General features: G+C 74.9%; 24 protein-coding genes. 14 read left to right on the top strand and 10 right to left on the bottom strand.

What is annotated here, in order from left to right:
• Nucleotides 1–5 precede the first annotated feature (5 nt).
• Genes AB0883_RS03600 through AB0883_RS03585 form a run of 4 tightly spaced genes read right to left on the bottom strand, consistent with a single transcriptional unit; the run spans nt 6 to nt 4,544 of the window.
• Nucleotides 6–644: an SIS domain-containing protein gene (locus AB0883_RS03600; protein ID WP_366640264.1), complete on the bottom strand. Its 639-nt coding sequence runs from the start codon at nt 642–644 to the stop codon at nt 6–8.
• The gene (locus AB0883_RS03595) at nt 641–1,858 is read right to left on the bottom strand and encodes a glycosyltransferase (RefSeq protein ID WP_366639152.1); all 1,218 of its coding nucleotides are present in this window, start codon (nt 1,856–1,858) and stop codon (nt 641–643) included. The genes AB0883_RS03600 and AB0883_RS03595 overlap by 4 nt, the downstream gene beginning before the upstream one ends.
• Complete coding sequence (locus AB0883_RS03590; RefSeq protein ID WP_366639150.1) at nt 1,843–2,820, bottom strand: glycosyltransferase; 978 nt, start codon at nt 2,818–2,820, stop codon at nt 1,843–1,845. The genes AB0883_RS03595 and AB0883_RS03590 overlap by 16 nt, the downstream gene beginning before the upstream one ends.
• On the bottom strand, nt 2,817–4,544 hold the full coding sequence (locus AB0883_RS03585; protein WP_366639148.1) for an HAD-IIIA family hydrolase: 1,728 nt from the start codon (nt 4,542–4,544) through the stop codon (nt 2,817–2,819). Before AB0883_RS03585 ends, AB0883_RS03590 begins: the two co-directional genes overlap by 4 nt.
• Before the next feature lie 171 nt (nt 4,545–4,715).
• Here AB0883_RS03585 and AB0883_RS03580 point away from each other — a divergent pair, with 171 nt between their 5' ends.
• From AB0883_RS03580 to AB0883_RS03570, 3 genes are all read left to right on the top strand, one after another.
• Nucleotides 4,716–5,162 carry an SRPBCC family protein gene (locus AB0883_RS03580; RefSeq protein ID WP_366639146.1) on the top strand — a complete coding sequence of 149 codons (447 nt, stop codon included), beginning with the start codon at nt 4,716–4,718 and terminating at the stop codon, nt 5,160–5,162.
• On the top strand, nt 5,159–6,160 hold the full coding sequence (locus AB0883_RS03575; RefSeq protein ID WP_366639144.1) for an SDR family oxidoreductase: 1,002 nt from the start codon (nt 5,159–5,161) through the stop codon (nt 6,158–6,160). Before AB0883_RS03580 ends, AB0883_RS03575 begins: the two co-directional genes overlap by 4 nt.
• 119 nt (nt 6,161–6,279) lie before the next feature.
• Entirely contained in the window at nt 6,280–7,047 is a 768-nt protein-coding gene (locus AB0883_RS03570; RefSeq protein WP_121395459.1) for a polyprenol monophosphomannose synthase, read from the top strand.
• A 679-nt stretch (nt 7,048–7,726) separates the two neighbouring features.
• Here AB0883_RS03570 and AB0883_RS03565 read toward each other — a convergent pair.
• Nucleotides 7,727–9,331, bottom strand: a complete 1,605-nt coding sequence (locus AB0883_RS03565) for an NAD(P)/FAD-dependent oxidoreductase (RefSeq protein WP_366639142.1) — start codon at nt 9,329–9,331, stop codon at nt 7,727–7,729.
• Between the two features lie 70 nt (nt 9,332–9,401).
• Between AB0883_RS03565 and AB0883_RS03560 the strand changes: the two genes are divergently transcribed.
• Nucleotides 9,402–10,835: an aldehyde dehydrogenase family protein gene (locus AB0883_RS03560; protein ID WP_366639141.1), complete on the top strand. Its 1,434-nt coding sequence runs from the start codon at nt 9,402–9,404 to the stop codon at nt 10,833–10,835.
• Between the two features lie 62 nt (nt 10,836–10,897).
• Here the strand turns inward: AB0883_RS03560 and AB0883_RS03555 are convergent, their stop codons facing one another.
• Complete coding sequence (locus AB0883_RS03555; protein WP_089001082.1) at nt 10,898–11,299, bottom strand: ChaB family protein; 402 nt, start codon at nt 11,297–11,299, stop codon at nt 10,898–10,900.
• Nucleotides 11,300–11,459: 160 nt separating this feature from the next.
• On the opposite strand from AB0883_RS03555, the gene AB0883_RS03550 reads away from it, so the two are divergent.
• From AB0883_RS03550 to AB0883_RS03535, 4 genes are all read left to right on the top strand, one after another.
• Entirely contained in the window at nt 11,460–12,440 is a 981-nt protein-coding gene (locus AB0883_RS03550; protein ID WP_366639138.1) for a YihY/virulence factor BrkB family protein, read from the top strand.
• Between the two features lie 72 nt (nt 12,441–12,512).
• A complete protein-coding gene (locus AB0883_RS03545; protein WP_132235968.1) occupies nt 12,513–12,929 on the top strand; it encodes a DUF2795 domain-containing protein in 417 nt (138 codons plus the stop codon).
• Between the two features lie 52 nt (nt 12,930–12,981).
• Nucleotides 12,982–13,443 carry an SRPBCC family protein gene (locus AB0883_RS03540; RefSeq protein WP_121395469.1) on the top strand — a complete coding sequence of 154 codons (462 nt, stop codon included), beginning with the start codon at nt 12,982–12,984 and terminating at the stop codon, nt 13,441–13,443.
• A 94-nt stretch (nt 13,444–13,537) separates the two neighbouring features.
• Entirely contained in the window at nt 13,538–13,798 is a 261-nt protein-coding gene (locus AB0883_RS03535) for a hypothetical protein (RefSeq protein WP_121395471.1), read from the top strand.
• 128 nt (nt 13,799–13,926) lie between these two features.
• On the opposite strand, the gene AB0883_RS03530 is transcribed toward AB0883_RS03535, so the two are convergent.
• Nucleotides 13,927–15,126: an MFS transporter gene (locus AB0883_RS03530; protein ID WP_366639135.1), complete on the bottom strand. Its 1,200-nt coding sequence runs from the start codon at nt 15,124–15,126 to the stop codon at nt 13,927–13,929.
• Nucleotides 15,127–15,280: 154 nt separating this feature from the next.
• Between AB0883_RS03530 and AB0883_RS03525 the strand changes: the two genes are divergently transcribed.
• Entirely contained in the window at nt 15,281–15,493 is a 213-nt protein-coding gene (locus tag AB0883_RS03525) for a hypothetical protein (RefSeq protein WP_121395475.1), read from the top strand.
• A gap of 41 nt (nt 15,494–15,534) precedes the next feature.
• On the opposite strand, the gene AB0883_RS03520 is transcribed toward AB0883_RS03525, so the two are convergent.
• A complete protein-coding gene (locus tag AB0883_RS03520; RefSeq protein ID WP_366639133.1) occupies nt 15,535–16,098 on the bottom strand; it encodes a TetR/AcrR family transcriptional regulator in 564 nt (187 codons plus the stop codon).
• Between the two features lie 74 nt (nt 16,099–16,172).
• Between AB0883_RS03520 and AB0883_RS03515 the strand changes: the two genes are divergently transcribed.
• Nucleotides 16,173–17,942 (top strand): ABC transporter ATP-binding protein, encoded by a 1,770-nt coding sequence (locus AB0883_RS03515; RefSeq protein ID WP_366639131.1) that lies wholly within the window; start codon nt 16,173–16,175, stop codon nt 17,940–17,942.
• A 103-nt stretch (nt 17,943–18,045) separates the two neighbouring features.
• Here the strand turns inward: AB0883_RS03515 and AB0883_RS03510 are convergent, their stop codons facing one another.
• Nucleotides 18,046–18,495 (bottom strand): hypothetical protein, encoded by a 450-nt coding sequence (locus AB0883_RS03510; protein WP_366639129.1) that lies wholly within the window; start codon nt 18,493–18,495, stop codon nt 18,046–18,048.
• A 162-nt stretch (nt 18,496–18,657) separates the two neighbouring features.
• On the opposite strand from AB0883_RS03510, the gene AB0883_RS03505 reads away from it, so the two are divergent.
• On the top strand, nt 18,658–19,035 hold the full coding sequence (locus AB0883_RS03505; RefSeq protein WP_366639128.1) for a DUF6401 family natural product biosynthesis protein: 378 nt from the start codon (nt 18,658–18,660) through the stop codon (nt 19,033–19,035).
• Between the two features lie 99 nt (nt 19,036–19,134).
• On the opposite strand, the gene AB0883_RS03500 is transcribed toward AB0883_RS03505, so the two are convergent.
• Entirely contained in the window at nt 19,135–20,001 is an 867-nt protein-coding gene (locus tag AB0883_RS03500; RefSeq protein WP_121395479.1) for a hypothetical protein, read from the bottom strand.
• Nucleotides 20,002–20,190: 189 nt separating this feature from the next.
• Here AB0883_RS03500 and AB0883_RS03495 point away from each other — a divergent pair, with 189 nt between their 5' ends.
• The 3 genes from AB0883_RS03495 to AB0883_RS03485 all read left to right on the top strand — a co-directional run bounded on the left by AB0883_RS03495 (nt 20,191) and on the right by AB0883_RS03485 (nt 24,428).
• Nucleotides 20,191–22,317 (top strand): SpoIIE family protein phosphatase, encoded by a 2,127-nt coding sequence (locus tag AB0883_RS03495; protein ID WP_366639125.1) that lies wholly within the window; start codon nt 20,191–20,193, stop codon nt 22,315–22,317.
• Nucleotides 22,318–22,358: 41 nt separating this feature from the next.
• Nucleotides 22,359–23,036, top strand: coding sequence for an HAD family hydrolase (locus tag AB0883_RS03490; protein WP_366639124.1), 678 nt, complete (start codon nt 22,359–22,361; stop codon nt 23,034–23,036).
• A gap of 105 nt (nt 23,037–23,141) precedes the next feature.
• The gene (locus tag AB0883_RS03485; RefSeq protein ID WP_366639122.1) at nt 23,142–24,428 is read left to right on the top strand and encodes a cation:proton antiporter; all 1,287 of its coding nucleotides are present in this window, start codon (nt 23,142–23,144) and stop codon (nt 24,426–24,428) included.
• Nucleotides 24,429–24,432 lie beyond the last annotated feature (4 nt).

Here is a 24,432-nt window from a genome sequence, read left to right as displayed (position 1 = left end):
CCTCATCACGCCTGGACCTGTTGACCTGCACCGCCGTCGAGCACCACCTCGACCCCGGTCCGTACGGGCGCGGCGGGCAGCGCCCGCTCGACGTACTCGCACAGGAGGTGGCTGGTCACGAGGTGGAGTTCCTGCACGACCTGGCTGTCGGACGAGCCGACGGCCAGCACGTCGTGGCAGAGCTCCGCCAGGGGGTTGGGGGTGGGACCGGTCAGGGCCCAGCAGGTGAGTCCGCTGTCGCGGCCGGCACGGGCGGCGGCGAGCAGGTTGGCGCTGGTGCCGCTGGTCGACAGCAGCAACAGGACGTCGCCGTGGCGGCCGTGGGCGCGTACCTGGCGGGCGAAGACCTCGTCGTAGCCGTAGTCGTTGCCGATGGCGGTCAGCGCGGAGGTCTCCGCGTGCAGCGCGATGGCGGACAGGGGCTGGCGGTCGTCGTGGAGCTTCCCGACGAGTTCGGCGGTGAGGTGCTGGGCCTCGGCGGCGCTGCCGCCGTTGCCCGCCACCAGCAGCCGGCCGCCGTCGACCAGCCGACGCGCGAGGGCCTCGCCCCAGCGGGCCAGCAGCGCCTCGTGTGCCCGGAACGGCACCAGCGCCGCCGCCAGGTTCGTCAGGTGCGCGTCCAGCGGCGTGGGTGCCGCCATCAGGCCACCACCCGGGTCGGCCGGCGGACCGCCGCCACGTCGCCGTAGACCTCCACCAGCCGCTCCGCGGTGGCCGCCCAGGAGTACCGTCGCCGGGCCCGTTCCCGGGCCGCCGTCGCGTACGCGAAGCGGCGGATCCGGTCGTCGAGCAGCCCCTGGATGGCGGCGCCCAACGCACGCGGGTCCCGGGCCGGCACGAGGTCGCCGGTGACGCCCTCGACCACGGTGTCCTTGATCCCGCCGACGGCGGTGCCCACCACGGGCACGCCGCACGCCATCGCCTCCAGCGGGGTGAGCCCGAACGGCTCGTACCAGGGGGCGGCCACCAGGACGTCGGCCGAGCGGTACCAGCGGCCCATCTCCTCGCGGGGCACCGCGCCGACCAGCCGCACCCGGTCGGCCACCCCGCAGCTGACCGCGAGGGCGCGCAGCCGGCGGGCGTACGGGTCGGTCTCCAGCAGGCCGGCGGGCGGGCCGCCGACCACCACGCACTCGGCCCCGGGCACGTACGCCATCGCCCGGACGACGGTCTGGAAGCCCTTGCGCTCGACCAACCGGCCGACGGTCAGGATCCGCGGCCGGTCGTCCTCCCGCTCGGCGGTCGGCCCGAGCGGGGCGAAGGTGCCCAGGTTGACCCCGGACGGCACGACCGTCATCCGGGACCGGGGCACGCCCATCCGGACCAGCTCGCCGACCTCGTCCCGGCACTGGGCGATGACCCGGTCGACGGCCCGGCCCAGCTCCCGCTCGTAGCCGACGCGGCGGGCCGGGCTGGTGTCCTGCACCCCCTGGTGCCGCCGCTTGACCACCCCCAGGGCGTGGTACGTCTGCACGACCGGCACCCCGGTCTGCCGGCTCGCGGCCAGCGCGGCGAGGCCGCTCATCCAGAAGTGCGCGTGGATCACCTCGGGCATCCAGTCGCCGCCCCGCCACCGGTCGACCAGCCAGCGGCTGAACTCCCTCATGTGCGGCAGCAGGGCGTCCTTGGCGACCGGCTCGGCCGGCCCCGCCGGGACGTGCACCACGTCGTAGCCGTCCGCGCTGCGTACCGTGACCGGCAGGTCCACCGCGTCGCGGCGGGTGTAGACCCGCACGTCGTGCCCGGCGGCCGCGAGGGCTGCGGAGAGCTCGGCGACATGCGTGTTCTGACCGCCGGCGTCCTCGCCGCCCAGGATGGCGAGCGGGCTGGCGTGCTCCGAGATCATCGCGATGCGCATACTTCCTCCTCCAGCAGCCGGTCCCAGTCGGCGAGGAAACGGTCGAGGCCGTAGCGGTCCCGGGCGGCGACGCGGGCCCGTTCTCCCGCCCGACGCGCCTCCGCCGGTTCGTCGATGAACCGGCGGGCGGCGTCGAGCAGGGTGTCGAGCCGGGTGGACAGCGCTCCCGTCCCGGGTGGCACCGCCATCGCCGCCTCGGTGGCGGCCAGCGCGACCACCGGCATCCCGATGGACATCGCCTCGATCAGGCTCAGCCCCAGCGAGGTCCACCGGCACAGGTGCAGGTACGCCCGCCGCCGCCCCAGCTCGGCGTGCATCCGGTGCTGGGGGACGTCGTCGTGGCTGACGAGCCGGTCTGCCGGCAGGCCCAGGTGCTCGGCCAGCCCGGCCACCTTCATGCCGAAGACGTCCAGCGGGGCGATCTCGGCGAAGCGGGGCAGCAGGTCGGTGCCGGTGACCCGCCAGCGGCGTACCGGCTCGTTGATCACCACCGCGAGCCGGTCGAGTTCGCCCGTGTACCGGGCGGCGGGGGTGACGATGCCGTGGTCGACCACCGTGGTGCGGGTGGTGCCGGTGTCCCAGAACAGCTCGTTGAACCCGGTGACGTGGGCGATGAGCAGGTCGTCGCGGTCGGCCATGGGATGCCGGCTGTCGGGCACGTCGCCGTCCTTGGGCGTGTTGTGCTCGACGTAGACGGCGGGGACGTCGCGGCCGGGTCGCCGGCCGAGCCACTGCTCGGCGAGGTCGATCTCCTCGGGGCGTTGCAGGACGACCACGTCGACGTCGGCGGTGCGCAACTGCTCGGGGGTCACCTCGACGGCCGTGTCGGGCCACGGGTAGGTGCGGGCGCGGCCGAGGCCGTAGGGGCCCCGGTCCGGGGTGACGGGCACCAGGTACCGGTGCTTGCCGTGCACGAACGACGTGGTCCAGGAGCCGTGCACGTGCCACAGGAGCAGGTTCATCGGTGACTCCCGCCGGTGCGGTCCCCCGCCGGCACGCCGCCTGACCGGTCGGCCGCGGGCGGTGCCGGCCGGACCGGTGGGGTCACCCCGAGCAGCCGCAACCCGTCGAGCACCTGCCCGGGTTCGACGCCGCTGAGGCAGGGGTGTCCGGGCACCGGGCAGCGCGCGGCGCGGGTGTCCCGGCAGGCGGCCTCCGCGTCGCCGAGCCGCACCGTGGGCACCCGCCACGGCCCCCACTGACCGAACGGGACCGTGGGGGCGAACAGGCTGACGACCGGCACCCCGTGGGCGGCGGCGAGGTGGGCGGGGCCGGTGTTGCCGACCACGACCGCCCCGGCGCCGGCGACCGTCGCGGCCAGCCCGGCGAGGGAGGTCCGCCCGCCCAGGTCGACGGCGACGTCGCCGGCCACCCGCGCGGTCAGCTCCCGCTCGTCGGCGCCGCCGGTGACCACCACCCGGTGGCCGGCGGCCGTCAGGGCGCGGGCGATGCGCGCGGCCAGCTCCGGCGGGCAGCCGCGGGCCTGCGCCGCCGAGCCGGGGTGCAGCACCACGTAGCCGGGCGCGCCGACCTCCGGCGGCGGTGCCTGCGCCGGACGCAGGCGCAGGGCGGGTCCGTCGTGGTCGGCGAGGGTGAAGCCGGCGGCGGCGGCGAGCGAGAGCGCGCGCTCCGGTTCGGGTACGCCGGCCGGCACCCGGTGCCGGACGTCGAGCAGGCTGCCCGGGTAGTCGTCGCTGATGGCGCTCACGCGTCGGACCCCGGCCAGGCGCAGCAGCAGGGCCAGGGGCAGGGGCGACTGGTGGAAGCTGGTGAAGACGACCGCCTCGTCGGCGCTCACGGCGGCCAGCCGGTCGGCGAGTTGACGCATGTCGGCGGGGTCGACGGGGTCGGGCACGGGGTCGATCCACGGGAGCCGGTGTTCGACGATCTCGTCGACGCCGGGCAGGAGTTCCGCCGCGGCGCGTCCCCGGGGCCCGCACAGCAGCACCACCCGTTCGGCGGTGGCGGCGACGGCGCGGACGGCCGGCCCGGTCACCAGCACGTCCCCCGCCGAGTCGGCGCGTACCACCAGCACGGTCCCCGCCCGCCGCCGCCCGGCTCCCCGCGCCGTGGCCGGGCCGACCGCCGCCTGGCGGCGCAGGATCTCCGCCACCGCCGCCGGCAGGTCGGGGGCGACCTGCGGCGCGGCGGCCACCTCCTGCGGGCGGGTCACCGGCGTGGGCACCAGGATCCCCGACGCGCCCGCGGCCGACGCCGCGGCCATGTCCCGGCCGATGTCCCCCACCAGCACGCACCGCGACGGCACGGTGCCCAGCTCGCGCGCCGCGGCGTGCACCAGGCCCGGCGCCGGCTTGCGGCACCCGCATCCGTCACCGTCGTCGTGCGGGCACACCAGCCAGGCGTCGAACGGCCCCAGCAGCCCCTCGACCCGGGCGTGCACCGCCCGCATCTGCGCCTCGGTGAACAATCCGCGGGCCAGGCCGGACTGGTTCGTCACCACCGCCAGCCGCAGGCCCGCCGCCCGCAACCGGTCCAGGGCGGCCCGTGCCCCCGGCACCGGCCGCACCTTCTCGGGATCGCCGTTGTACGGCACGTCCTCGATCAGCGTGCCGTCGCGGTCCAGCAGCACCGCGTCGAACAGGACGGGCCCGGACGCGGCCCCGTCAGCGCCGGCAAAAACCCGGGCTGACCTGCGCTGATCCGGCTCCACCTGGTCCTGTCGCACAGCCGGCGGGTTCCCGGCGCCCCGGGGAGTAAACGTCGTCTTGAACGCGCCCGCCGCGTCGCGCGCCGGCGGCGTCGACACGCCGGCCCGCAGGTGCCGTTACCCGCCGCCCGGGAGAAGCTAACCCGCCGGCACCGTTAGCCCCGCCGACACCCGGGGTATGGGAGCGCAGTGGCGATTGTGGAGAAAGTGATCGAAGCTTCCCCGGAGCAGGTCTGGGCGGTGCTGGCGGACGGGTGGACGTACAGCGACTGGGTGGTCGGCACGGTGCACGTCCGCGACGTGGACGACGCCTGGCCCCGGGTGGGCAGCCAGTTGCACCACAAGGCCGGGCCGTGGCCGTTCTCCCTGCAAGACTCCTCGACGGTGCTGACCTGCGAGCCGCCGCGCCGCCTGGTCATCCGCGCCGGCCTCTGGCCGGCCGGGGAGGCCCTGGTGGTGTTCACCCTCGAGGCGGTCGGCGCGGGCGCGACCCGCGTGCGCATCGGCGAGGACTTCGCCGCCGGCCCGCTGCGCTGGGTGCGCAACAAGGTCAACGACCTGGTGCTGCACCAGCGCAACAAGGAGACCCTGACCCGGCTGGCAGACATCGCCGTGCGACAGAAGGCGGACCGATGACGCAGACCGTGGTGGTCACCGGGGCGAGCGCCGGCGTGGGACGGGCGGTCGCCCGCCGGTACGCCGAACGCGGCGCCCGGCTCGCGCTGCTCGCCCGCGGCGAGGCCGGGCTGGCCGCCGCGGAGCGCGACTGCCGCGAGCGGGGCGCCTCGGAGGTGCGCACCTACCGGGTGGACGTGGCCGACGCGGGGGCGGTGCAGCAGGCCGCCGACGACGTGGCGCACCGCTTCGGCGGCATCGACGTGTGGGTGAACAACGCGATGGTCTCGGTCTTCGCCCCGGCGTGGGAGATCCCGGCCACCGAGTTCCGGCGGGTCACCGAGGTCAACTACCTCGGCACCGTGCACGGCACCCTCGCGGCGCTGCGGCACATGCGGGCTCGTGGCCGGGGCGCGATCGTGCAGGTCGGCTCCGCGCTGGCCTACCGCGGGATCCCGTTGCAGTCGGCGTACTGCGCGAGCAAGCACGCCGTCCAGGGCTTCAACGACTCGCTGCGGGCGGAGCTGCTGCACGACTGTCCGGGTGTGAAGCTGTCGATGGTGCAGCTGCCGGCGATCAACACGCCACAGTTCTCCTGGGTACGCACCCGGCTGCCCCGGCACCCCCAGCCCGTACCGCCGATCTTCGCACCCGAGGTCGCCGCGAGGGCGGTCGTCTGGGCGGCCGACCACGGTCCGCGCGAGCTGAACGTGGGCGGACCGACCTGGCGCGCCCGGCTCGGCGACATCGTCGCGCCCGGCCTGCTCGACCGGAAGCTGGCACGCGACGGCTACGACAGCCAGCAGACCGAGACCCCGATCGACCCGGCCACCTGGCGGGACAACCTGGACCGTCCCGGGGACGACGAACGGGACCGGGGCGCGGAGGGCGTGTTCACCGACCGGGCCCGTGGCCACTCGGCCGCCCTGTGGATCGGTACGCACAAGCCGGCCGTCTCCGGCGTCGCCCTGGCCGGGCTGGCGGTGGCCCTCACCGCGTTGGCCCGCCGCCTGCGCTGACCCGGTCTCCGCTCCTCGTCGGGGCGGAAGACGGGGCGGTAGGGGTGGCCTTTTCGACCCGGATGTGGCAACTGGCTACGCTCTCAGGGAGCCCTGTCCGCCGACCGAGGATGTCCGACATGATCGAACCCGTGCAGTTGCCCGTGCCGTGGCGGGACGCACGCCTGACCGTCGTGGTTCCCACCTACAACGAGGCGGGCAACCTCCCGGTGCTGGTCGAGCGGCTGCTGGCCCTGCCGCTGCCGGGCCTGAAGATCCTGGTCGCCGACGACAACTCGCCGGACGGCACGGGTGAGGTGGCGGACAAGCTGGCCATCGAGCACCCCGAGCGGGTCGAGGTCGTGCACCGGGCCGGCAAGGAGGGCCTCGGCCGGGCCTACGTGGACGGCATCGGGCGCGCCCTCGACGGCGGCGCGGAGTACGTGGCGCAGATGGACGCCGACCTGTCGCACCCGCCGGAGGCGCTGCCGGGCATGCTCGGCGCGCTGCTCTCCACCCAGGCGGGCGTGGTGATCGGCTCCCGGTACGTGCCGGGCGGCGAGCTGGACGAGAACTGGCCGCTCTACCGGCGGGCGCTCAGCGGCTGGGCCAACCTCTACGTGCACACGCTGCTGCGGGTCCGGATCCGCGACCTCACCGCCGGCTTCAAGATCTGGCGGGCGGACGCGCTGCGCGACATCGGCCTGGAGCGGGTGCAGTCCAACGGCTACAGCTTCCAGGTGGAGATGCACTACCTGGCCACCAAGCTGGGGCACACCATCCTGGAGGTGCCGATCCGCTTCGAGGAGCGGCGCGACGGCGCGTCCAAGATGACCACCGCGACCAAGATCGAGAGCGCGCTGATGCCGTTCAAGCTGCGCAGCAAGCACCGCAACATCGAGCGCTGACCCGGCCCGGTCCCCACCCCACCCACGCCCCACGCCCCACGCTCTGCGTTGCCCTGCCCCGGCCCGGTCCAGCGAGCCGCGCCCGGGGCGGCGGCGAGCAGCCGCTGGGCGGGGACGCGGCCGACCGGGAGGCGCGGCCGAGCGGGAGCGGCGGCCCGGCGGGGGCGCAGCGGAGCGGGAGCGGCGGGCGGAGCGGCGGGGCGAGCGAAGGGCCTTGCGCTTGGGCTGCTCCGCAGAGCGGGACGTGTGACCACCCGGCACGCGATTGCGAAGCGTAATCCTCACCGCCTGTGACCGTTGGTCCTGCCTCCGGATCGCCGCTCTCCGCCCTTTGCTCTGCAGCCACGGACGCACCACGCCGCTGACCTGCGGCTGCTCCGGCGACGGTGCGGCGCGCCAGCCCGTCCGCCGTTACCCGGAGCAACCGTTGCGTATATGGCTGCAGAGCAAAGGGCGCGGGGAGCGACCCCCGCGGCCAGCGTTCACCTCACTGTGCGTGAACAGGCTCGCCCCACGCATCCGCTGGCGGGCATGCCCCGTCCGGTGCCGCGCAGGCGAGGATCACCGCCGTCCGGCGTCCGACACAAGCTGGCCGGCGTCCGGCGCAAGCTGGCCGGCGTCCGCGACCGGCGCAAGCTCGCCGTCCTCGCCGTCCTCGCCGTCCTCACCGTGCTGGCCGTCAGCGGTAGACGGCGCGGTGCGCGGCGTCGATCCCGGCCGCGTACAGCGGGCCGGTGAGGGCGCGGTCGCGGGCCAGGGCGGCACGGGCGGCGTTCGCGCCGGGGGCGCCGTGCACGCCGCCGCCCGGGTGCGCCGACGCGCTGGCCAGGAACAGCCGGTCGACCGGGGTGTCCGCGCGGCCCAGGCCGGGGATCGGGCGCAGGAACAGCTGCTGGTACGCGGCGGCGGTGCCGCCGCCGAGCGCGCCGCCGACGAGGCTCGGGTCGCCCGCCTCCAGGTCGGCCGGCCCGGCCACGTGCCGCCCCACGACCAGGCTGCGGAAGCCCGGCGCGGCCTCCTCCAGCACCTGCTCCATCCGCTCGACGTGCGCGGCGATCTCCTCGGCCCGCCACTGCCGGCGGAACGGCAGGTGGGTGTACGACCAGAGCGACTCGGTGCCCGGCGGCGAGTGGCTCGGGTCCGCCACCGACATCTGCCCGAGCAGCAGGAACGGGTCGCGCGGGATCTCCTTGCGGGCCAGCGCGGCGGCGTAGCTGGTGAGCCCGTCCAGGTCCGCGCCCAGGTGCACGGTGCCGGCGGTGGCGACCGCCCGGTTGGTCCACGGCACGGGGGCCGACAGCGCCCAGTCCACCTTGAGCGTCGAGCCGTCCCAGCGGAAGTGCGCCAGGTCCTCCACCAGCCGGGGCGGCAGGGCCGCCGCGCCGACCAGGTCCAGGTAGAGGGCGGGCGCGGGGACGTCGGCGAGCACCGCGCGGCGGGCCCGCCAGAGGGCGCCGCCGACGGTACGCACGCCCATCGCCCGGCCGCGCGCGGTCAGCACCCGGTCGACGTGTGCGCCGTAGAGGATCCGGCCGCCGCGCTCGGTCAGCCGGGCCACCAGCGCGTCGGTGATCTTCTGCGCGCCGCCGTCGGGCACCGGCCAGCCGACCTGCTGGCCGAGCATGGCGAGCAGCCAGCCGTACACGCCCGAACCGGCCTCCTCGGGCGACAGGTCGGTGTGCAGGGCGCAGCCGGCCAGCAGCACCGGGCCTCCCTCGCCCTCGAAGAGTTCGTCGCCGAGCTTGCGTACCGGCACCACCAGCCGCCGGGCCAGCCGCAACGCCCCCGACACCCGCAGGCGGCGCAGCAGGGTCAGGCCCCCGCGCACCGGCGGGAACGGCGTGGTGATGGTCTCCAGCATCGGCTCGGCGACCTGGCGCCAGTCGTCGTACGCGTGCAGCCAGCGCTTGCCGTCGCCCGGCGCGAACGCCTCCAGCGAGGCCGCGGTGGCCTCCGGGTCGCGGTTGAGCACCGCCGCCCGGCCGTCGGGCATCAGGTGGGCCAGCACGTCCGGGGAGTGCCGCCAGCGCAGCCCGTACCGTTCGAGCTCCAACCCGCGCAGCACCGGCGAGGCGTAGCCGAGGGGATAGAAGGAGCTGTAGAGGTCGCTTAGGTAGCCGGGGGCCGTCACCTCGGCGGAGCGCACCGCCCCGCCCGGCGTGGCCGTGGCCTCCAGCACCAGCACGTCCCAGCCGGCGTCGGCCAGGAGATTGGCGGCGACCAGGCCGTTGTGGCCTGCTCCCACGATGACGGCGTCCGCGCTCTCCGCGCCGGGCGAACTCATCCGATCCGCCTACCCGGCCTGCAACCGGGCGAAACGCGTTTGCCGCGCCGGGGCCGGGGCATGCACTGCCATGTACACGGTTGCGCAGCTCATAGGCGGAGTGTGGGGCGCGGGCGGCGAGGGTGGCGAGTTGGTCGTACACGATCCGGCCGACGGCTCCCCGGTCAGCTCGGCGCCGGTGGCGACGGCCGACGAGGTCGGCAAGGCGGTGGAGGCGACGCGCGGCGTCGCGGCGGAGTGGGCGGCGACCGCCCCCGCGGAACGGGCGGCGGCGCTGCACCGGGCGGCGGACGCCGTGGCGGCGGCGGCCGACGACCTGGCCCGGGCGACGACGGCCGAGATGGGCAAACCCCTCTCGGACGCCCGGGGCGGCGTGGATGCGGGAATCGGCACGCTGCGACAGTACGCGGAGCTCGCCCCCCTGCGCGGCGGGCGGACCCTGCACGGCGGCACCCACGCCCTCGACTTCATGACGCCGCAGCCGCGCGGGGTGGTCGCCGCGATCACCCCGTGGAACGATCCGGTGGCGGTGTCCTGCGGGCTGCTCGGCGCGGCCCTGGTCACCGGCAACGTGGTGCTGCACAAGCCGAGCGAGCGCGCCCCGGCGACCGGCTGGCTGCTGGCGAAGGCGCTCGACTCCGCGCTGCCACCCGGGGTGCTGTCGCTGCTGACGGGGGGCCCGGAGGTCGGCGCGGCGCTGGCCGCGCAGGAGGTGGACGTCGTCGCCCACGTCGGCTCCACCGCCACCGGGCGGGCCATCGCGGCCGCGGCGGCGCGGACCGGGGCGAAGGTGCTGCTGGAGAACGGCGGCAGCGACCCGCTCGTCGTGGACGGCGACGTCGACCCGGTGTGGGCGGCCGGGCAGGCGGCCCTCGGCGCGTTCGCCAACGCGGGGCAGATCTGCGTCGCGGTGGAGCGGATCTACGTGCACCGGGACGTCGCGGAGGACTTCGCGCAGGCGCTGGTGGAGCGGGCCGCGCAGCTGCGGACGGGTCCGGGCGGCGACCCGCGTACCGAGCTGGGGCCGCTGGTGGACCGGCGGCACCGCGACCACGTGCACGGGCAGGTGACCGCGGCGGTGGCCGAGGGCGCGCGAATCCGCACCGGCGGCACGCTGCCCGACGGACCGGGGGCCTTCTACCCGGCGACCGTGCTGACCGACTGCCGGCACGACATGACGGTGGTACGCGAGGAGACGTTCGGGCCGGTCGCCGCGATCGTCGCCGTCGACTCGTTCTCGGAGGCGCTGCGGTGCGCCGCGGACTCCCCGTACGGGCTGGCCGCGACGGTGCTGACCGGGTCGATGAGTCACGCCCAGCGTGCCTGGCGGGAACTGCCGGTGGGCACCGTGAAGGTCAACGCGGTGTTCGGCGGGGCGCCGGGCGGTGCCGCACACCCACGCCGGGGCAGCGGGCACGGTTTCGGCTACGGACCGGAACTGCTGGACGAGTTCACCGCGACGAAGGCGGTGCACATCGAGGCGCCCGGCGGCGGCCACTGGTGACGCACGCGCAGAGGCTGTCCCGCCGGGCGGACAGCCTCTGCGTCGCGTACCTGATGGCGCCCTCAGCGGCCGCGGGCCTTGGCGGTCTGGCGGTTGTTCGCCTTCTCGATGGCCTTGACCAGTTCCGGCTTCGTCATGGTCGAACGACCGGGCACGTCCAGCTTGCGGGCCACCTTCATCAGGTGGTCCTTGGTGGCGTTGGCGTCCACTCCGCCGGCCGTGGGCGCGCGGCGCTCCGGTCCGCCGCCGGCCGCCTGGCGGTCGCTCGGCCCCTTGCGGCCCTTGGGCTCCCAGTGGTCGCCCACCTTCTCGAACTCGTGCTTGACGGCGGCGAAGGCGGTGCGGTGCGCCCGCTCTCCCTCGCCGTACGTCTCCACGGCCGAGTCGTGCGTCTTCTCCCAGGTGCGCTGCGCCTTCTTGGGGGAGCGTCGCAGCGTGCTGGGCAGTACCTCGCGCCCGGGCATCTCGTCCTCCTCCGCGTCGATGGGTTCTCCTTGACCGTTCCCCCGACTCCGGTCGGCAAACCGGGAGGTCGGGTTTGTCGATTTCCGGCCAGGGGTACCGGCGGGCCAGGCGAAGCCGGATGCACCGGGTCATCCGGCGGCCGGGGCACAGGGAGCGGGCATGACGACGACGGAACCCGGCGCGGCGCAGACCGGGCAGCGGCGGCCGCGGGTCCCCCGCCGGGTACGGCAGCTGAGCTGGTCGACCTGGCGCGGGGTGCTGGTGCGCAGCGTGCGCAACTTCGTCAGGGACAACTGCGCGGACTGGGCCGCCGCGCTGACCTACTACGGGGTGCTCGCGCTCTTCCCGTCCACGATCGTGGTGGTCGCCCTGGTCGGGCTGGTGTCCAACGGCGAGCAGACCGTCGACACCGTGCTGGACCTGGCCCGGGACATGGGCGCCGGCTCGGTGGTGGCGAACGAGGGCTTCGTCGGCGTGGTCCGGGGCGTGGTCGACCAGAACGACTCGGCCAGCGTGCTGCTGAGCTTCGGTCTGCTCGGTGCGCTCTGGTCGGCCTCCGGCTTCATCGGGGCGTTCACCCGAGCCTCCAACGCCGTCTACGGGGTCGAGGAGGGCCGGCCGGTCTGGAAGCTGCGGCCCATGCAGATCGGCCTGGCGGCGATCTCGCTGGTGCTGCTGGCGGTCGTCGCCACCGGGCTGATCGTCAGCGGGCCGGTCACCGACGCGGTGGGCGACCTGGTCAACGCCGGCGGGCTGGCGCGTACGGTGTGGAGCGTCGCCAAGTGGCCCGTGCTCGCGCTGGTCATGATGGTGCTGCTGAGCCTGTTGTTCTGGATCGCGCCGAACGTCCGGCAGCCCCGGTTCCGCTGGCTCACCCCGGGCGGCGCGGTCGCCCTGCTCGCCTGGGCACTCGCCTCCTTCGGCTTCGGCCTCTACGTAGCCAACTTCGGCTCGTACGACGCCACCTACGGCAGCCTCGGGGCGGTGATCGCGTTCCTGGTCTGGCTCTACCTGTCCAACTCGGCGCTGATGCTCGGCGTGCAGATCAACGCGGAACTCCAGCGCGGCCGGGTGCTCCAGGCCGGCGAGCCGGACGCCGACGAGCCGGTCCTGCCCCCGAAGACGCCGGCCACCACGTGACCCGTGCGGGTTTACCGGGCGCGCCGCCGGCCCGCCCGTTTACCGCCGGTGCCACCGGGTAGCGCAGAAGGCATGGAACGTGGCAGCAGCAAGCACGGACCGAGGGTCGACGAGCAGATGAGCCGGGAGGTCAGCGGCCTCGTGCAGGGGCCGGGGACCGGCGGCTCGCGGGTCGACGAGTCCCGTGTGCCGGAGCCGGCGGGTGAGGACCAGCCGGAGCCGACCACGGCCCCGGCCGGCGAACTGCGTACGGGCGCGCCCAAGGGGATGAGCTCCGAGGACGTCGAGCGACGCAGCCGGCTCGGCCGGTTCATCACGATGGCCGCCCTGCCCGGTGACCGGGAGACGCTGATCGCCAACGCGCGGGACAACGAGGCGCCGGCGGACATCGTCGCCGAACTGGAGCGGCTGCCCGAGGGCACCCGCTACCAGACGATCTCCGAGGTGTGGGCGGCGCTCGGCCACAAGAACGAGACGACGCGCTGGTGACCGGATCCCCGCACGATCCGGCCCGTCACCGGCGGACGAAGGAGGATGCCTTATGAGTGGCGTTACCGAACACGTGGACGTCTCCGTCCCGGTGCGCACCGCGTACGACCAGTGGACCCAGTTCGAGGACTTCCCCCACTTCATGGAAGGGGTTCAGGAGGTCCGGCAGCTGACGGACACGATGACCCACTGGACGGTCGAGATCGCCGGGGTGAAGCGGGAGTTCGACGCCGAGATCACCGAGCAGCTCCCGGACGAGCGGGTCGCCTGGCGCTCCACCGGCGGCACCCAGCAGGCCGGCGTGGTGACCTTCCACCGGCTGGACCCGGACACCACCCGGGTCACGCTCCAGCTCGAGTTCGAACCGCACGGCGTGGTCGAGCAGGCCGGCGACAAGCTCGGCATCGTCGACCGGCGCGCGAAGGGCGACCTGGAGCGGTTCAAGCAGTTCATCGAGCGGCGCGGTCAGGAGACCGGCGCCTGGCGCGGCAAGGTCGACCGCCCGCAGCCCTGATCCCCCGCCCCCCGGGCACGAACGTCCGATGGCCGCCGGTCGCCCCGGCGGCCATCGTCGTTTGCGGGCACCGGGCCGGGGTACCGCGACAGTCATGACGGACGACGACAAGGTGTGGCGGGACGAGGAACGGACTCCCCTGCGGGAACTGGACCGGGCCGTGGCGCGGTCGACCCTGGACGGCCAGGCCGACGACGTGACGGGCAACGACGCCGGCGAGGAGGCGGCCTTCGGGCACGGCCCGGAGGCGGTGGACCGGGGCGGGCAGGCCGCCGGTGCGGGCCGGGAGCCGACCGACCCGGACCGCGCGTACCGGCCGTCGACGACCGGCCGGACCGGACCGGACAACATGTGAACCGCACGGCGCGGCGGGCGGGCCCGACCGGGGTCCGCCCGCCGCGCCGCTCGACGCCACGGGTCCGACCGCCCGGCGGCAGCCCGGGCGCTGAGGAGCCGCCTCGCCGCGACGACGTGCCGGGCCGCTCAGCGAAGCGTCGGGGCCGGCCGGCGGGAGCTGGCCGCGTGCAGGACGATCAGGCCCAGCGCGAGCACGACGAGCGCCGGCCCGAGCAGCTCGACCGACGTGTTGCCGAGCAGCACGCCGATGCCGGCGGGCACCAGCGCGCCGCCCAGCCCGGCCGCGGCGATCTGGAGCCCGATGGTGCGGTCCGCGTGCGCCGCACCGACCCGCTCGGCGGTGGTGAGGGTGAGCAGCGGGAAGACCGGGGCGGCGGCGAAGCCGACGACGAACAGCCCGGCCACGGCGACCCAGGCCGGTGCGGGCAGCGCGACCAGGACCGCGCCGACCGCCATCCCGACCAGGCTGCCCCGCAGCACCACCGCCGCGCCCAGCCGTTCGGCCACCACGCCCTGCACCACGCGCCCGACGAACAGGCTCCCCCAGTAGCCCGAGACGCAGACGCCGGCGACGGCCGCGCCGAGGCCCCGCCCCTCGGTCAGCAGCAGGAACGCCCAGAGGCCGGCGGCCACCTCGATGGCCACGTAGACGGCGAAGGCCGACGCGCCGAGCCAGACCGCCGGCAGGCGCAGCGTCTCGCGTACCCGGGTGGCGGTCGGCGGGGCGACGGCCGCCTCCCCGGCGGCGGGCTCGCGGGCCGGGGCGCGGTCCCGCCAGGCCCGCACGGTCAGCGCGAACGCGGCGGCGAGCGCGAGCTGGGCCCCCGCCACCAGGCCGTAGCCCCAGCGCCAGGAGAGTCCGGCGCTGAGCGCACCGGTCATGATCAACGGCCCTAGCGCCACGCCGAGGCCGAAGAACGCGTGCATCCAGTTCATGTGCCGGGGGCCGAAGGCGCCGGCCGCGTACGCGTTCAGGCCGGAGTCGATCGCGCCGGAGCCCAGGCCGAGCACCAGCGCGCAGCCCACCATCAGCACGAGCCCCGGGGTCAGCGCGTAGCCGGTGAGCGCGAGGCTGGCCAGCAGCGTGCTGCCGGCGAGCAGCCAGCCGACGCCGAGGCGGGCCAGCGTGAAGCCGGCCAGCACGCTGGAGGTCAGGTAGCCGGCGGTGCCCGCGGTGAGCACGAGGCCGACGGCCTCGGTGGGCACGCCGAAGTCGGCCCGGATCGAGGGCCAGCCCACCCCGATCAGGCCGTCGGGCAGGCCGAGGCTGACGAAGGCGAGGTAGGCCAGCAGGAGCAGTGAGGCGCGGGGCCGGACGGTGGACACGGAGGACCATCCTGCCCCCTGTCGGCGGCGACGCCGCGCGGCATCCCCCGCTGGGACGAAGATTACAATCCGGACGGTCGAGGAAACGGACAGCTCATCCAGAATCGGCCGTTCGGCTGACGGCAAGCCCCGGGTCGCGCGCAAGACTTTCGGGATGCATCAGGGCTCCGGCATCCTCTCCACGCGTCAGCGCCGCCTGGCATGGCTCGGCTTTCTCCTCGCCGCGCTCCAGGCTCCCGTCTCCGCCAAGCTGGTCTCGGACGACTCCTGGTTGTTCAGCCTCTGCGTCGCGCTGATGGTGGCGACCGTGATCATCGCCGACGACGCGGCCCGGCGCCGCCCGGCGGACGCCCGCTCCACGGACTGACGCGGCGGCCGGCGCGGCGGCATCCCGCCGCGCCGGCCGGCTCAGTCCGGCTTGACCGCGATCGCGCCGTCGACGGTACGCAGGATCAGGCGCAGCACCTCGTGCCGGGAGGCACCGGTCTCGGCCAGGTAGGCCCAACCGGCGTACAACTGGGACCAGATCAGGCTCTGCACCCACCCCTCCGGCAGCTCCGGATCGATGGTGCCGTCGCGGCGCCCGCGTTCGACCATCGCGACGAAGTCCGGGTCGCATCCACCGTCGATGGAACCGGCACCGGTCTCCGGCTCGGTGAAGATCAGCGAGAGCAGACTGCCGAGGTCGAAGTACTCCTGGCAGAGCCGGCGCACGGCCGACGCACCGGTGCCCTCGGCCATCCGCGCCTGGGCGGTCGCCCGGTCGAGCCGGGCCCTGGCCTCGACGCCGACCGCCCCGAACAGGTCGGCGCGCTCGGCGAAGTAGCGGTGCAGCGTCGTACGCCCGACGTCGGCGGCGGCGGCGATGTCGCCCAGGGAGGCGGCCGGATTGCGCCCCCACACCTCGATCGCCGCGTCGACGATGGCCTGGCGGGTCCGGGCGCGACTGCCGGACACCTGCTGCTCGGTCACGTCGGCGAGGATACCAACACGTCGTTTCGGTATACCGATTGACCGGACTGGAACATCGGTGTTCCATTAAGGGCATGACTCCTTCCATCCCGGCGCTCCCCCGGCTGCGCACGCTCGCCTCGTTCCTCGTTCCGCACCGGCGGACGATGCTCCTCGGCCTCGTGCTGGGGCTCCTCGCCAACGCGGCCGGGCTCGCGACGCCGATGGTCACCAAGTGGGTCCTGGACACGCTCGGCGCCGGCCAGTCGATGGCCCGCCCGATCGGCGCCCTGCTGGCGCTCGTCGTCGTCGGCGCGGCCGTCTCGCTGTGGCAGTGGCGGCTGCTCGGGACGCTGGCCGAGCACGTCGTGCTCGACGCGCGGGCCGCGATCGTCCGGCACTACTTCCGGGCCCGCGTCGACGACCTGCGACGGCGGCCCACCGGCGAACTGGTCACCCGGGCCACCTCCGACACCCAACTGCTGCGCGAGGCGTCCGGCAGCATCGTCGGCCTGGTCAACGCCGGCATCGCCCTGGTCGGCACGCTCGTGCTGATGGGGGTGCTCGACCCCTTCCTGCTCGGCTGCACCCTGGCCGCCGTGCTGGTCGTCGCGGTGATCATGGGCGCGCTGATGCCCCGCATCGCCAAGGCGCAGGCCGCCGCGCAGGAGTCGACCGGCGCGCTGGGCGGCGCGCTGGAGGGGGCGCTGCGCGCGATCCGTACGGTCAAGGCCAGCCGGGCCGAGGCCCGGTTGACCGAGCGGCTCGTCGCCGACGCCCGGCAGGCGGCGGTGCACAGCGTACGGGCCGCGCGGGTGACCGCCTCGGTCTGGACGATCGCCTGGACGGGGATCCAGCTCGCGGTGATCACGATCCTGGGCATCGGCGCCTGGCGGGCCCAGCACGACCTGCTGGAGATCTCCAGCCTGATCGCCTTCCTGCTGTACACGTTCCAGCTGATGGGGCCGATCACCGAGCTGACCCAGAACACCACGGCGTTGCAGGCGGGGATCGCGGCGGCGGGACGGATCCGTGAGGTCGAGACCATCGCGACCGAGCCGGCGGGCCCGGCACCCGCCCCGGCGGACCACGCGCCGGCGCCCGACGCGGAGCAGCCGGTGCTCGTGTTCCGCGGGGTCACCGCCCGGTACGGGCCGGAGGCGCCCCCGGCGGTGCGGGACATCGACCTGGCCGTGCCCCGGCGGGGACACACCGCGATCGTGGGGCCCTCGGGAGCCGGCAAGACCACACTCTTCTCGCTGATCCTGCGCTTCCTCGATCCCGAGCGGGGGCAACTGCTACTCGACGGCCGCCCGTACGCGGCCCACGGGCACGACCAGGTGCGGGCCCGGCTGGCGTACGTCGAGCAGGAGACGCCGGTGGTGCCCGGCACCATCCGCGACAACCTGCGGTTCACCCACCCCGACGCCACGGAGGAGGAGATCCGGGCGGTGCTGCGCGCCGTCCGGCTCGACGACAAGATCGACTCCTTGCCGGACGGACTGGACACGTCGCTGTCGTCGACGGAGGTCTCCGGCGGGCAACGCCAGCGCATCGCCCTGGCCCGGGCCATGCTGCGCACCCCCGACGTGCTGCTGCTCGACGAGGCAACCGCCCAGGTCGACGGGCTGACCGAGGCGGCGTTGCAGGAGTGCGTCCGGCAGCGCGCGGCGGCCGGCGCCGTGCTGACCATCGCGCACCGGCTCTCCACGGTGCTCGACGCCGACCGGATCGTGGTGATGGAGCACGGCCGGATCAGGGCCCAGGGCACCCACTCCGAGCTGCTGGCCGGCGACGACCTCTACCGCCGCCTGGTCGAGGCGCTGCGCATCGCGGCCGAGGAACGCCCGGTCGGGGCGCGCTGACCCGCACGCCGTCGCGGCGGGCCGACAGAGGCCGTCGCGGCGCGCTGCCCCATGCGTCGTCGCGGCGGGCCGCCCGGCCCGTACGCGGCGGCGCGCCCGCCGGCTAGCCCTCGCCGTCGGGGCGCGCCTCGTGCCCGGGTCGGCCCCGGCTGCGCCGCCGCTCCTTCATCTCCGCCTCGTAGAGGTGCCGGCGACCGTCGACCAGCTCCTCCCGGGCGGCCCGGTCCAGGTCGCGGAAGAGCGCGTAGTAGTTGTCGTCGAAGTCCTCGACGATCTGGAACGTCCACCGTCCGGCGATGACGTTGCGGCCCAGCAGGTCGGTGTCGATGCGGTCGGCGATCCGGTCGTGCCCGGCGGCGCGGAACATCTCCACGGCGTCGTCGAGCATCAGGTCGGCGTGCCCCACCAGCTGGTGCAGCGAGTAGAGGTGCCCGCGGACCCGCTCGACGCACTCCAGCGCCTCGCTCAGCTTGCCCAGCGCCGCCACCGTCTCGTCGCTGACCCCGGCGGGCCTGCGGTGCCGCTCGTCCGGCCCGTCCTCGTGTCGTCCCATCCGTTCCTCCAGGTCTCGGCTGTGCCCGTCCGGGCGGTTCTCCTCCTGCCCCACCCGCGTCGGGTCAATCCCCGCGCCGCCCGCTGACCGTTCGGGGGAGGGTCAAAAACCCGCCGACCGGCCGAGGCCGACCCTGGTCACGGCCGGATAGCCTCGGTCACCATGCGTGTGCCGTTCACCCGGGTCGAGGCCCGTTCCGCCGCCAGTTCGGCGCGAGCCTCCCTCGCCCTCCTGTCCGCCTCGGTCGGCGCCGAAGGGCTGGCCGCCGCCGCCGCGCGTCCGGGCCTGCTCGCCCTGGTCGACCAGCACGCCGCGGCGGTGCGGGAGAGTCTGGACGGCGACCGCCGGCCGCTGAGCGCCGCCGCGCTCGCCGGCTACGCGGAGGGCGTCCGTGCCGCCGCGCTGGAGCACGGCTGGCAGCCGCCGGCGGCGCCGGTGGACTGGTCCGCCCCGGACTGGCTGCTCACCCGGCTGCTCGCGGTCTGCGCGCTGACCCGCTCGCTCGGGGCCCCGGCGACCGCTCCGCTCCCCCTGGTCTGAGACCGACGCACCGGCCGGACGCCCCCGACTCCGGCCGGACACGCCGGAGGGGCGCCCGCACGTCCGCGGACACCCCTCCCCGTCCCGCTCACCGCCCGGTCAACGGCGGAACTGCTGGGTCTCGTCGCCCACGTTCCCCGACTGGTACGTGCCACGCCCGCCAGCCGTCGCGGACTGCTGCCCGCGGGGCATGACCTCGGTGCGCTCGGCCGCCGTCCGGTCGGCCATCTGCCGGCCGACGTCGGTCTGACCGGCCTCCCGGGCCCGGCGGTGCTCCTGCACCGCCCGCGACTCCTCGGCCATCCGGTTCAGCCAGCCTTCCCAGCGGTTCTGCATCGGCCGCACCAGACCACCGCCGACGCCGATGATCAGGATGCCGGCCACGGTGGCGAGCACCGCGATCAGCACCGGCGTGGTCACCGTGGTGGCGATGCCCACCTGGTTCAGCGCGGCGATAACACCCAGCGCGAGGATGAAGACCGCCACCAGGTCGGCCAGGATCTTGCCGTACGCGAGCCCGCCCAGCGCCCCGGTGACCAGATCCCGGACGGCGTTGGCGATCGCGGCGGCCACGACCACGATGACGATCGCCACGAAGGCGCGTGGCAGCCAGGCGACCACGCCGCTGATCAGGTCACTGATCGCGTTGGGTCCCCACACCCCGAAGGCGAACTGCAGGGTGAACAGCAGCACGGCGTAGTACGCCAGCTTCGCCAGGATGTCACTGGCGTCGTACTTCGTGCGTTCCAGCGCGCGCTTGATGCCGCCCCGTTCCACCGCCCTGTCGAAGCCGACCCGTTCCAGCGCCGCGTCCACGATCTTGAGCACCGCTCTGGCGATGAGCCATCCGACCACGAGGATCGCGATGAACGCGATGGCCCGCGGTATGAACAGCAGCACCGACCTCCACATGTCGGCCACGGCGTCGCCGATGTCGACCTGCCTGACCGCGAGGCTTTCCGGCATGATGTCCCTCCTGTCGCATGGACTGCGCCGCGCGCTTACCCGGTCACCGACGCCGCACGCCGTCCCGGTCCCCGAGTTTTTCCCGACATGTCACCGCAGAAGGGTCCTGAGCTGCCCGAAGGTTCGGCCCCGGCGTCGCGCGAGGCATGATCGGAAACAACCGACGGACCCTCCGGCTAGGCTGCGCTCATGCCAGGTACGGTCGGACGGGTCCCGAACCCACCAGCCCCGGTCTCGGGCACACCCTCCGCGTCGGGCATGGCGGCCACCGTCCCGCGCCACGACTGGGGCAGCACCCCGCTCGGCCCGTGGCGGACGTGGGATCCGGCGGTCCGCGCCGCCACCGAGCTGCTCCTCGCCTCGCCCGTACCGATGGCCCTCACCCTGGGCGACGAGCACCTGCTCGTCTACAACGACGCGTACGCCGAGCTGATCGGCGACCGGCACCCCGACGCGGTGGGCCGGCCGGCGGCCCAGGTGTTCGCGGAGTCCTGGCCGCTGCCCGGCGTCGGCGACGCCATCGCGCACACCTACCGCTCCGGGGAGCCGTTCCTGGAGAAGGAGACCACCCTCCCGCTGCACCGCCGTCCCGGCCTGGTCGAGCAGTCGGTCTTCACCCGGGGCTACTCCCCCGTGCGCGACAGCGCCGGGCGGATCGTCGGCGTGCTGACCGTGGCCGCGGAGACCACCCAGGTCACCCAGCAGTTGCAGAGCCTCAGCGACTTCGCCGCGGCGCTCGCCGGCACTCTCACCCTGGACGACGTGGCCCGGGTCGCGCTGCGCTACGCGATCACCGCGTTCGACGCCGACCGGGTCTCGTTCGCCGTCGACGAGGGCGGCGGCGGCTGGCGGATGGTCCGGCGCATCCGCGGCGAGCTGATGGACGAGGCCGACGAGCGCCTCCCCCCGCTGTGGCGGCGCGTCCCGCCGGAGTGGCTGGGGCCGGTGGTGACCACCGCCCGCAGCGGTGTGCCGCACTTCGTCGACGACGGCCAGCCGCTGCGGGAGATCGCGGTGGACCGGCACGACCAGAAGGTCCGCTCGCTCGCGGCGGTGCCGCTGCGGGCCTCGGTGGTGCGCGGCGGGCTGACCGTCGGCTACCAGGTCCCGCACGTCTGGTCGGCCGCGCGGCGCGCGCTGCTGGCCGCCTCGGCCGAGCTGGTGGGTCAGGCCGCCGAACGGGCCCGCCGGTTCGAGACCCAGCACGGCACGGCCCAGCTGCTGCAACGCAGCATGCTGCCGGAGCACCTGCCCGACCTGCCCCGGATGCGGATCGCCGCCCGCTACGACCCGGGCGTCGACGGCAACGCCGCCGGCGGGGACTTCTACGACGCCTTCCTGTTGCCCGACGGCGGCCTGGGGATCGTGCTCGGCGACGTCGCCGGCCACGACGTGCAGGCCGCGGCCCGGATGGGTCAGGTCCGCGCGGCGCTGCGGGCGCTGGCGTTGACCGATCCCCGCCCGGACGCCGTACTGGCCGGGCTCGACCGGCTGGTCACCAGCCTGGGCGCCGAGGGCGACACCCACGAGCTCTTCGTGACGGTGGTCTTCGGGGTCGTCGACGCCGACCGGCAGCGGCTCACCCTGGCCAGCGCCGGTCACCCCGCCCCGCTGGTCCGCCGGTGCGCCCCGGACGGCGTCCCGGTCGCCGAATACCTGGACGTGCCCGCGGGCGCACCGCTGGGCTTGGGCTGCCGGCCGCCCACCGTCACGGTGCCCTTCGCCCCCGGCGACACGCTGCTGCTGTTCAGCGACGGTGTGGTGGAGCGGCGCTGGCAGGACCTGACGACCGGCCTGGACGCCCTGGCCGTCGCCGTGGCCGGCGCGGGCAGCGGCGACCCCCGCGCGCTGTGCGCGGTGGCCACCGCGGCGGTGCCCGGCGCCACCGAGGACGACGTCGCGGTGCTGGCGGTGGAGCACGCGCTGCGGCCGTCCCGGTCGACGAGCATGGAGGTGCCGGCCGAGCCGACCGCGCCGAGCCGCGTACGGCACTGGATGACCGCACAGCTCACGGAGTGGCAGGTGCCCGAGTCGATCATCGGCGCGGCGGTGCTCTGCACCAGCGAGCTGACCACCAACGCCCTGCTGCACGCGGGCACCGCCGCCCGGGTGGAGATCGACCTCAGCCCGGAGCGGCTGCTGGTGTCGGTCGCCGACTCGGGCACCCGGGGCACGGTGACCCGCGCGCAGACCGACACGCTCAGCAGCCGGGGACGTGGGCTGGGGCTGATCGAGGAGCTGAGCGACGCCTGGGGGACGGACCCGACCGTACGCGGCTCGACGGTCTGGTTCGAGATCCTGATCCCGCCCCGGTGAGCCGTGGCGTCAGCCCGGCCCGGACGGGGTAGGAGGAACGTATGCCCACCGACAAGCCCGCCGGTGTCCTCTTCGACGTGGACGGCACCCTGGTCGACACCACCTACCTGCACACCGTGAGCTGGTGGGAGGCGCTGCGCCAGACCGACCGGCCCGTACCCATGGCGACGATCCACCGCGCCATCGGGATGGGCTCGGACAAGCTGCTCGACCACCTGCTCGGCCCGGAGCGCGACCGCGGCGCGGACCAGAAGCTGCGCGACGCCCACGACACCCTCTTCGCCGAGTACTGGGAGCGTCTCGTCCCGCTGCCCCGCGCCGCCGACCTGCTGCGGGCCTGCGCGGAGCGGGGGCTGCGGGTGGTGCTGGCCACCTCCGCCGCCGAGCACGAGGTGGCCGCGCTGCGCCGGGCGCTGGCCGCCGACGACGTGGTGCACACCGTCACCTGCTCGGCGGACGCGAAGGAGAGCAAGCCGGCGCCGGACATCCTGGTCGCCGCGCTGGAGCAGTCCGGGCTCGCCGCCGAGCGCGTGGTCTTCGTCGGCGACTCGGTGTGGGACGTCGCCGCCGCCGGCGAGCTGGACATCCCCTGCGTCGGCCTGACCTGCGGCGGCACCAGCCGCGGCGAGCTGGCCGGGGCCGGTGCGGTGGCCGTCTACGAGGACCCCGCCGCGCTGCTCGCCGCCCTCGACGACTCGCCGGTCACCAGGGCGGGGTGACCGACGCCGGCTCCGTCGCTCCGAACAGGAATACGAGAAGTCTTCCGGGGGCAAGGACTTGCACCACCTGCCCGCACGCCGTGGGCGAGGCGGAGAGGTGGGGTCGTGGAGCCGGTAGACGTGGCGTTCGCGGTGGTCGGTCTGGGCGCGCTGCTGGCGGGGATCCTGCCCCGCGTGCTCGAACGTCGACCACTGTCCATGCCGATCGCCTTCCTGGGGCTGGGCATGGTGGTCTTCCTCCTCCCCGTCGGGCTGCCGGACCCCGACCCGCTCGCGCACCCGGAGATCGCCACCCACCTCACCGAGATCGGCGTCATCGTCGCGCTGATGGGTGCCGGGCTGAAGATCGACCGGCCGTTGAGCTGGGCCCGCTGGTCGTCGACCTGGCGCCTGTTGGCCATCGCCATGCCGCTGTGCATCGCGGCGGTGGCGCTGCTGGGCTGGTGGTGGGCCGGGCTGGTGCCGGCCGCCGCGCTGCTGCTGGGGGCGGCCCTCGCCCCGACCGATCCGGTGCTGGCCGCCGACGTGCAGGTCGGCGAGCCGACCGACGTCGAGGACTCCGAGGACGAGGTCCGCTTCGCCCTCACCTCCGAGGCCGGGCTGAACGACGGGCTGGCCTTCCCCTTCGTGTACGCGGCCATCGCCATCGCCACCACCAGCCTCGCCCCCGGCGACTGGCTGGGCCACTGGCTCGGCGTGGACGTGCTCTGGAAGGTCGCGGCCGGGGTGGCGGGCGGGTGGCTGGTCGGCTGGCTGCTCGGCAAGCTCTTCTTCCGGGCCCCGAGCAAGCTGCGGCTGGCCCGGCACTCGGAGGGCTTCCTCGCGCTGGCCGCGACCTTCCTGGCGTACGGGCTGGTGGAGGTCGTGAGCGGGTACGGCTTCCTGGCGGTCTTCGTGGCCGCGCGGGCGATCCGGGCCGCCGAACGCACCCACGAGTTCCACTCCGTGCTGCACGGCTTCGCCGAGCAGGTCGAGCGGCTGCTCACCGTGCTGTTGCTGCTGCTCTTCGGCGGCGCGGTGGTGGGTGGCCTGCTGGGCCCGTTGACCTGGCCGGCCGCCGCGGTCGGGCTGGCGCTGGTCTTCGTGGTCCGCCCGCTGCTCGGCTGGCTGTCGCTGCGGGGGGCGCCGGGCCGGCCGGCCGAGCACTGGGTGATCGCCCTGTTCGGCATCCGGGGCGTCGGCTCGTTCTTCTACGTCGCGTACGCGACCGCGAAGACCGATTTTCCCCAGGCGGACCTGATCTGGGCGACCGTCGGCCTCGTGGTGATCGTCTCGGTGGTGGTGCACGGCATCGCGGCGACCCCGGTGATGCAGTTGCTGGACCGGGCGGGGGAACGCACCTCCGACCCGTCCGAACGCCGCGCGGGCGAGCCCGTCACCGCCGGCGGTTGACCGC

The organism is Micromonospora sp. NPDC047812, assembly GCF_040704175.1.
Lineage (GTDB): Bacteria > Actinomycetota > Actinomycetes > Mycobacteriales > Micromonosporaceae > Micromonospora.
This window is presented reverse-complemented; position numbering and strand designations above follow the sequence as displayed.

What these genes read in the sequence shown, in the direction of transcription:
- AB0883_RS03505 (WP_366639128.1), top strand. Translation starts at nt 18,658, where the DNA reads ATGCGTGTGCCGTTCACCCGGGTCGAGGCCCGTTCCGCCGCCAGTTCG.
- AB0883_RS03595 (WP_366639152.1), bottom strand. Translation starts at nt 1,858, where the DNA reads ATGCGCATCGCGATGATCTCGGAGCACGCCAGCCCGCTCGCCATCCTG.
- AB0883_RS03550 (WP_366639138.1), top strand. Translation starts at nt 11,460, where the DNA reads ATGACGACGACGGAACCCGGCGCGGCGCAGACCGGGCAGCGGCGGCCG.
- AB0883_RS03515 (WP_366639131.1), top strand. Translation starts at nt 16,173, where the DNA reads ATGACTCCTTCCATCCCGGCGCTCCCCCGGCTGCGCACGCTCGCCTCG.
- AB0883_RS03510 (WP_366639129.1), bottom strand. Translation starts at nt 18,495, where the DNA reads ATGGGACGACACGAGGACGGGCCGGACGAGCGGCACCGCAGGCCCGCC.
- AB0883_RS03560 (WP_366639141.1), top strand. Translation starts at nt 9,402, where the DNA reads ATGTACACGGTTGCGCAGCTCATAGGCGGAGTGTGGGGCGCGGGCGGC.
- AB0883_RS03555 (WP_089001082.1), bottom strand. Translation starts at nt 11,299, where the DNA reads ATGCCCGGGCGCGAGGTACTGCCCAGCACGCTGCGACGCTCCCCCAAG.
- AB0883_RS03495 (WP_366639125.1), top strand. Translation starts at nt 20,191, where the DNA reads ATGCCAGGTACGGTCGGACGGGTCCCGAACCCACCAGCCCCGGTCTCG.
- AB0883_RS03565 (WP_366639142.1), bottom strand. Translation starts at nt 9,331, where the DNA reads ATGAGTTCGCCCGGCGCGGAGAGCGCGGACGCCGTCATCGTGGGAGCA.
- AB0883_RS03540 (WP_121395469.1), top strand. Translation starts at nt 12,982, where the DNA reads ATGAGTGGCGTTACCGAACACGTGGACGTCTCCGTCCCGGTGCGCACC.
- AB0883_RS03500 (WP_121395479.1), bottom strand. Translation starts at nt 20,001, where the DNA reads ATGCCGGAAAGCCTCGCGGTCAGGCAGGTCGACATCGGCGACGCCGTG.
- AB0883_RS03525 (WP_121395475.1), top strand. Translation starts at nt 15,281, where the DNA reads ATGCATCAGGGCTCCGGCATCCTCTCCACGCGTCAGCGCCGCCTGGCA.
- AB0883_RS03535 (WP_121395471.1), top strand. Translation starts at nt 13,538, where the DNA reads ATGACGGACGACGACAAGGTGTGGCGGGACGAGGAACGGACTCCCCTG.
- AB0883_RS03490 (WP_366639124.1), top strand. Translation starts at nt 22,359, where the DNA reads ATGCCCACCGACAAGCCCGCCGGTGTCCTCTTCGACGTGGACGGCACC.
- AB0883_RS03570 (WP_121395459.1), top strand. Translation starts at nt 6,280, where the DNA reads ATGATCGAACCCGTGCAGTTGCCCGTGCCGTGGCGGGACGCACGCCTG.
- AB0883_RS03590 (WP_366639150.1), bottom strand. Translation starts at nt 2,820, where the DNA reads ATGAACCTGCTCCTGTGGCACGTGCACGGCTCCTGGACCACGTCGTTC.
- AB0883_RS03545 (WP_132235968.1), top strand. Translation starts at nt 12,513, where the DNA reads ATGGAACGTGGCAGCAGCAAGCACGGACCGAGGGTCGACGAGCAGATG.
- AB0883_RS03575 (WP_366639144.1), top strand. Translation starts at nt 5,159, where the DNA reads ATGACGCAGACCGTGGTGGTCACCGGGGCGAGCGCCGGCGTGGGACGG.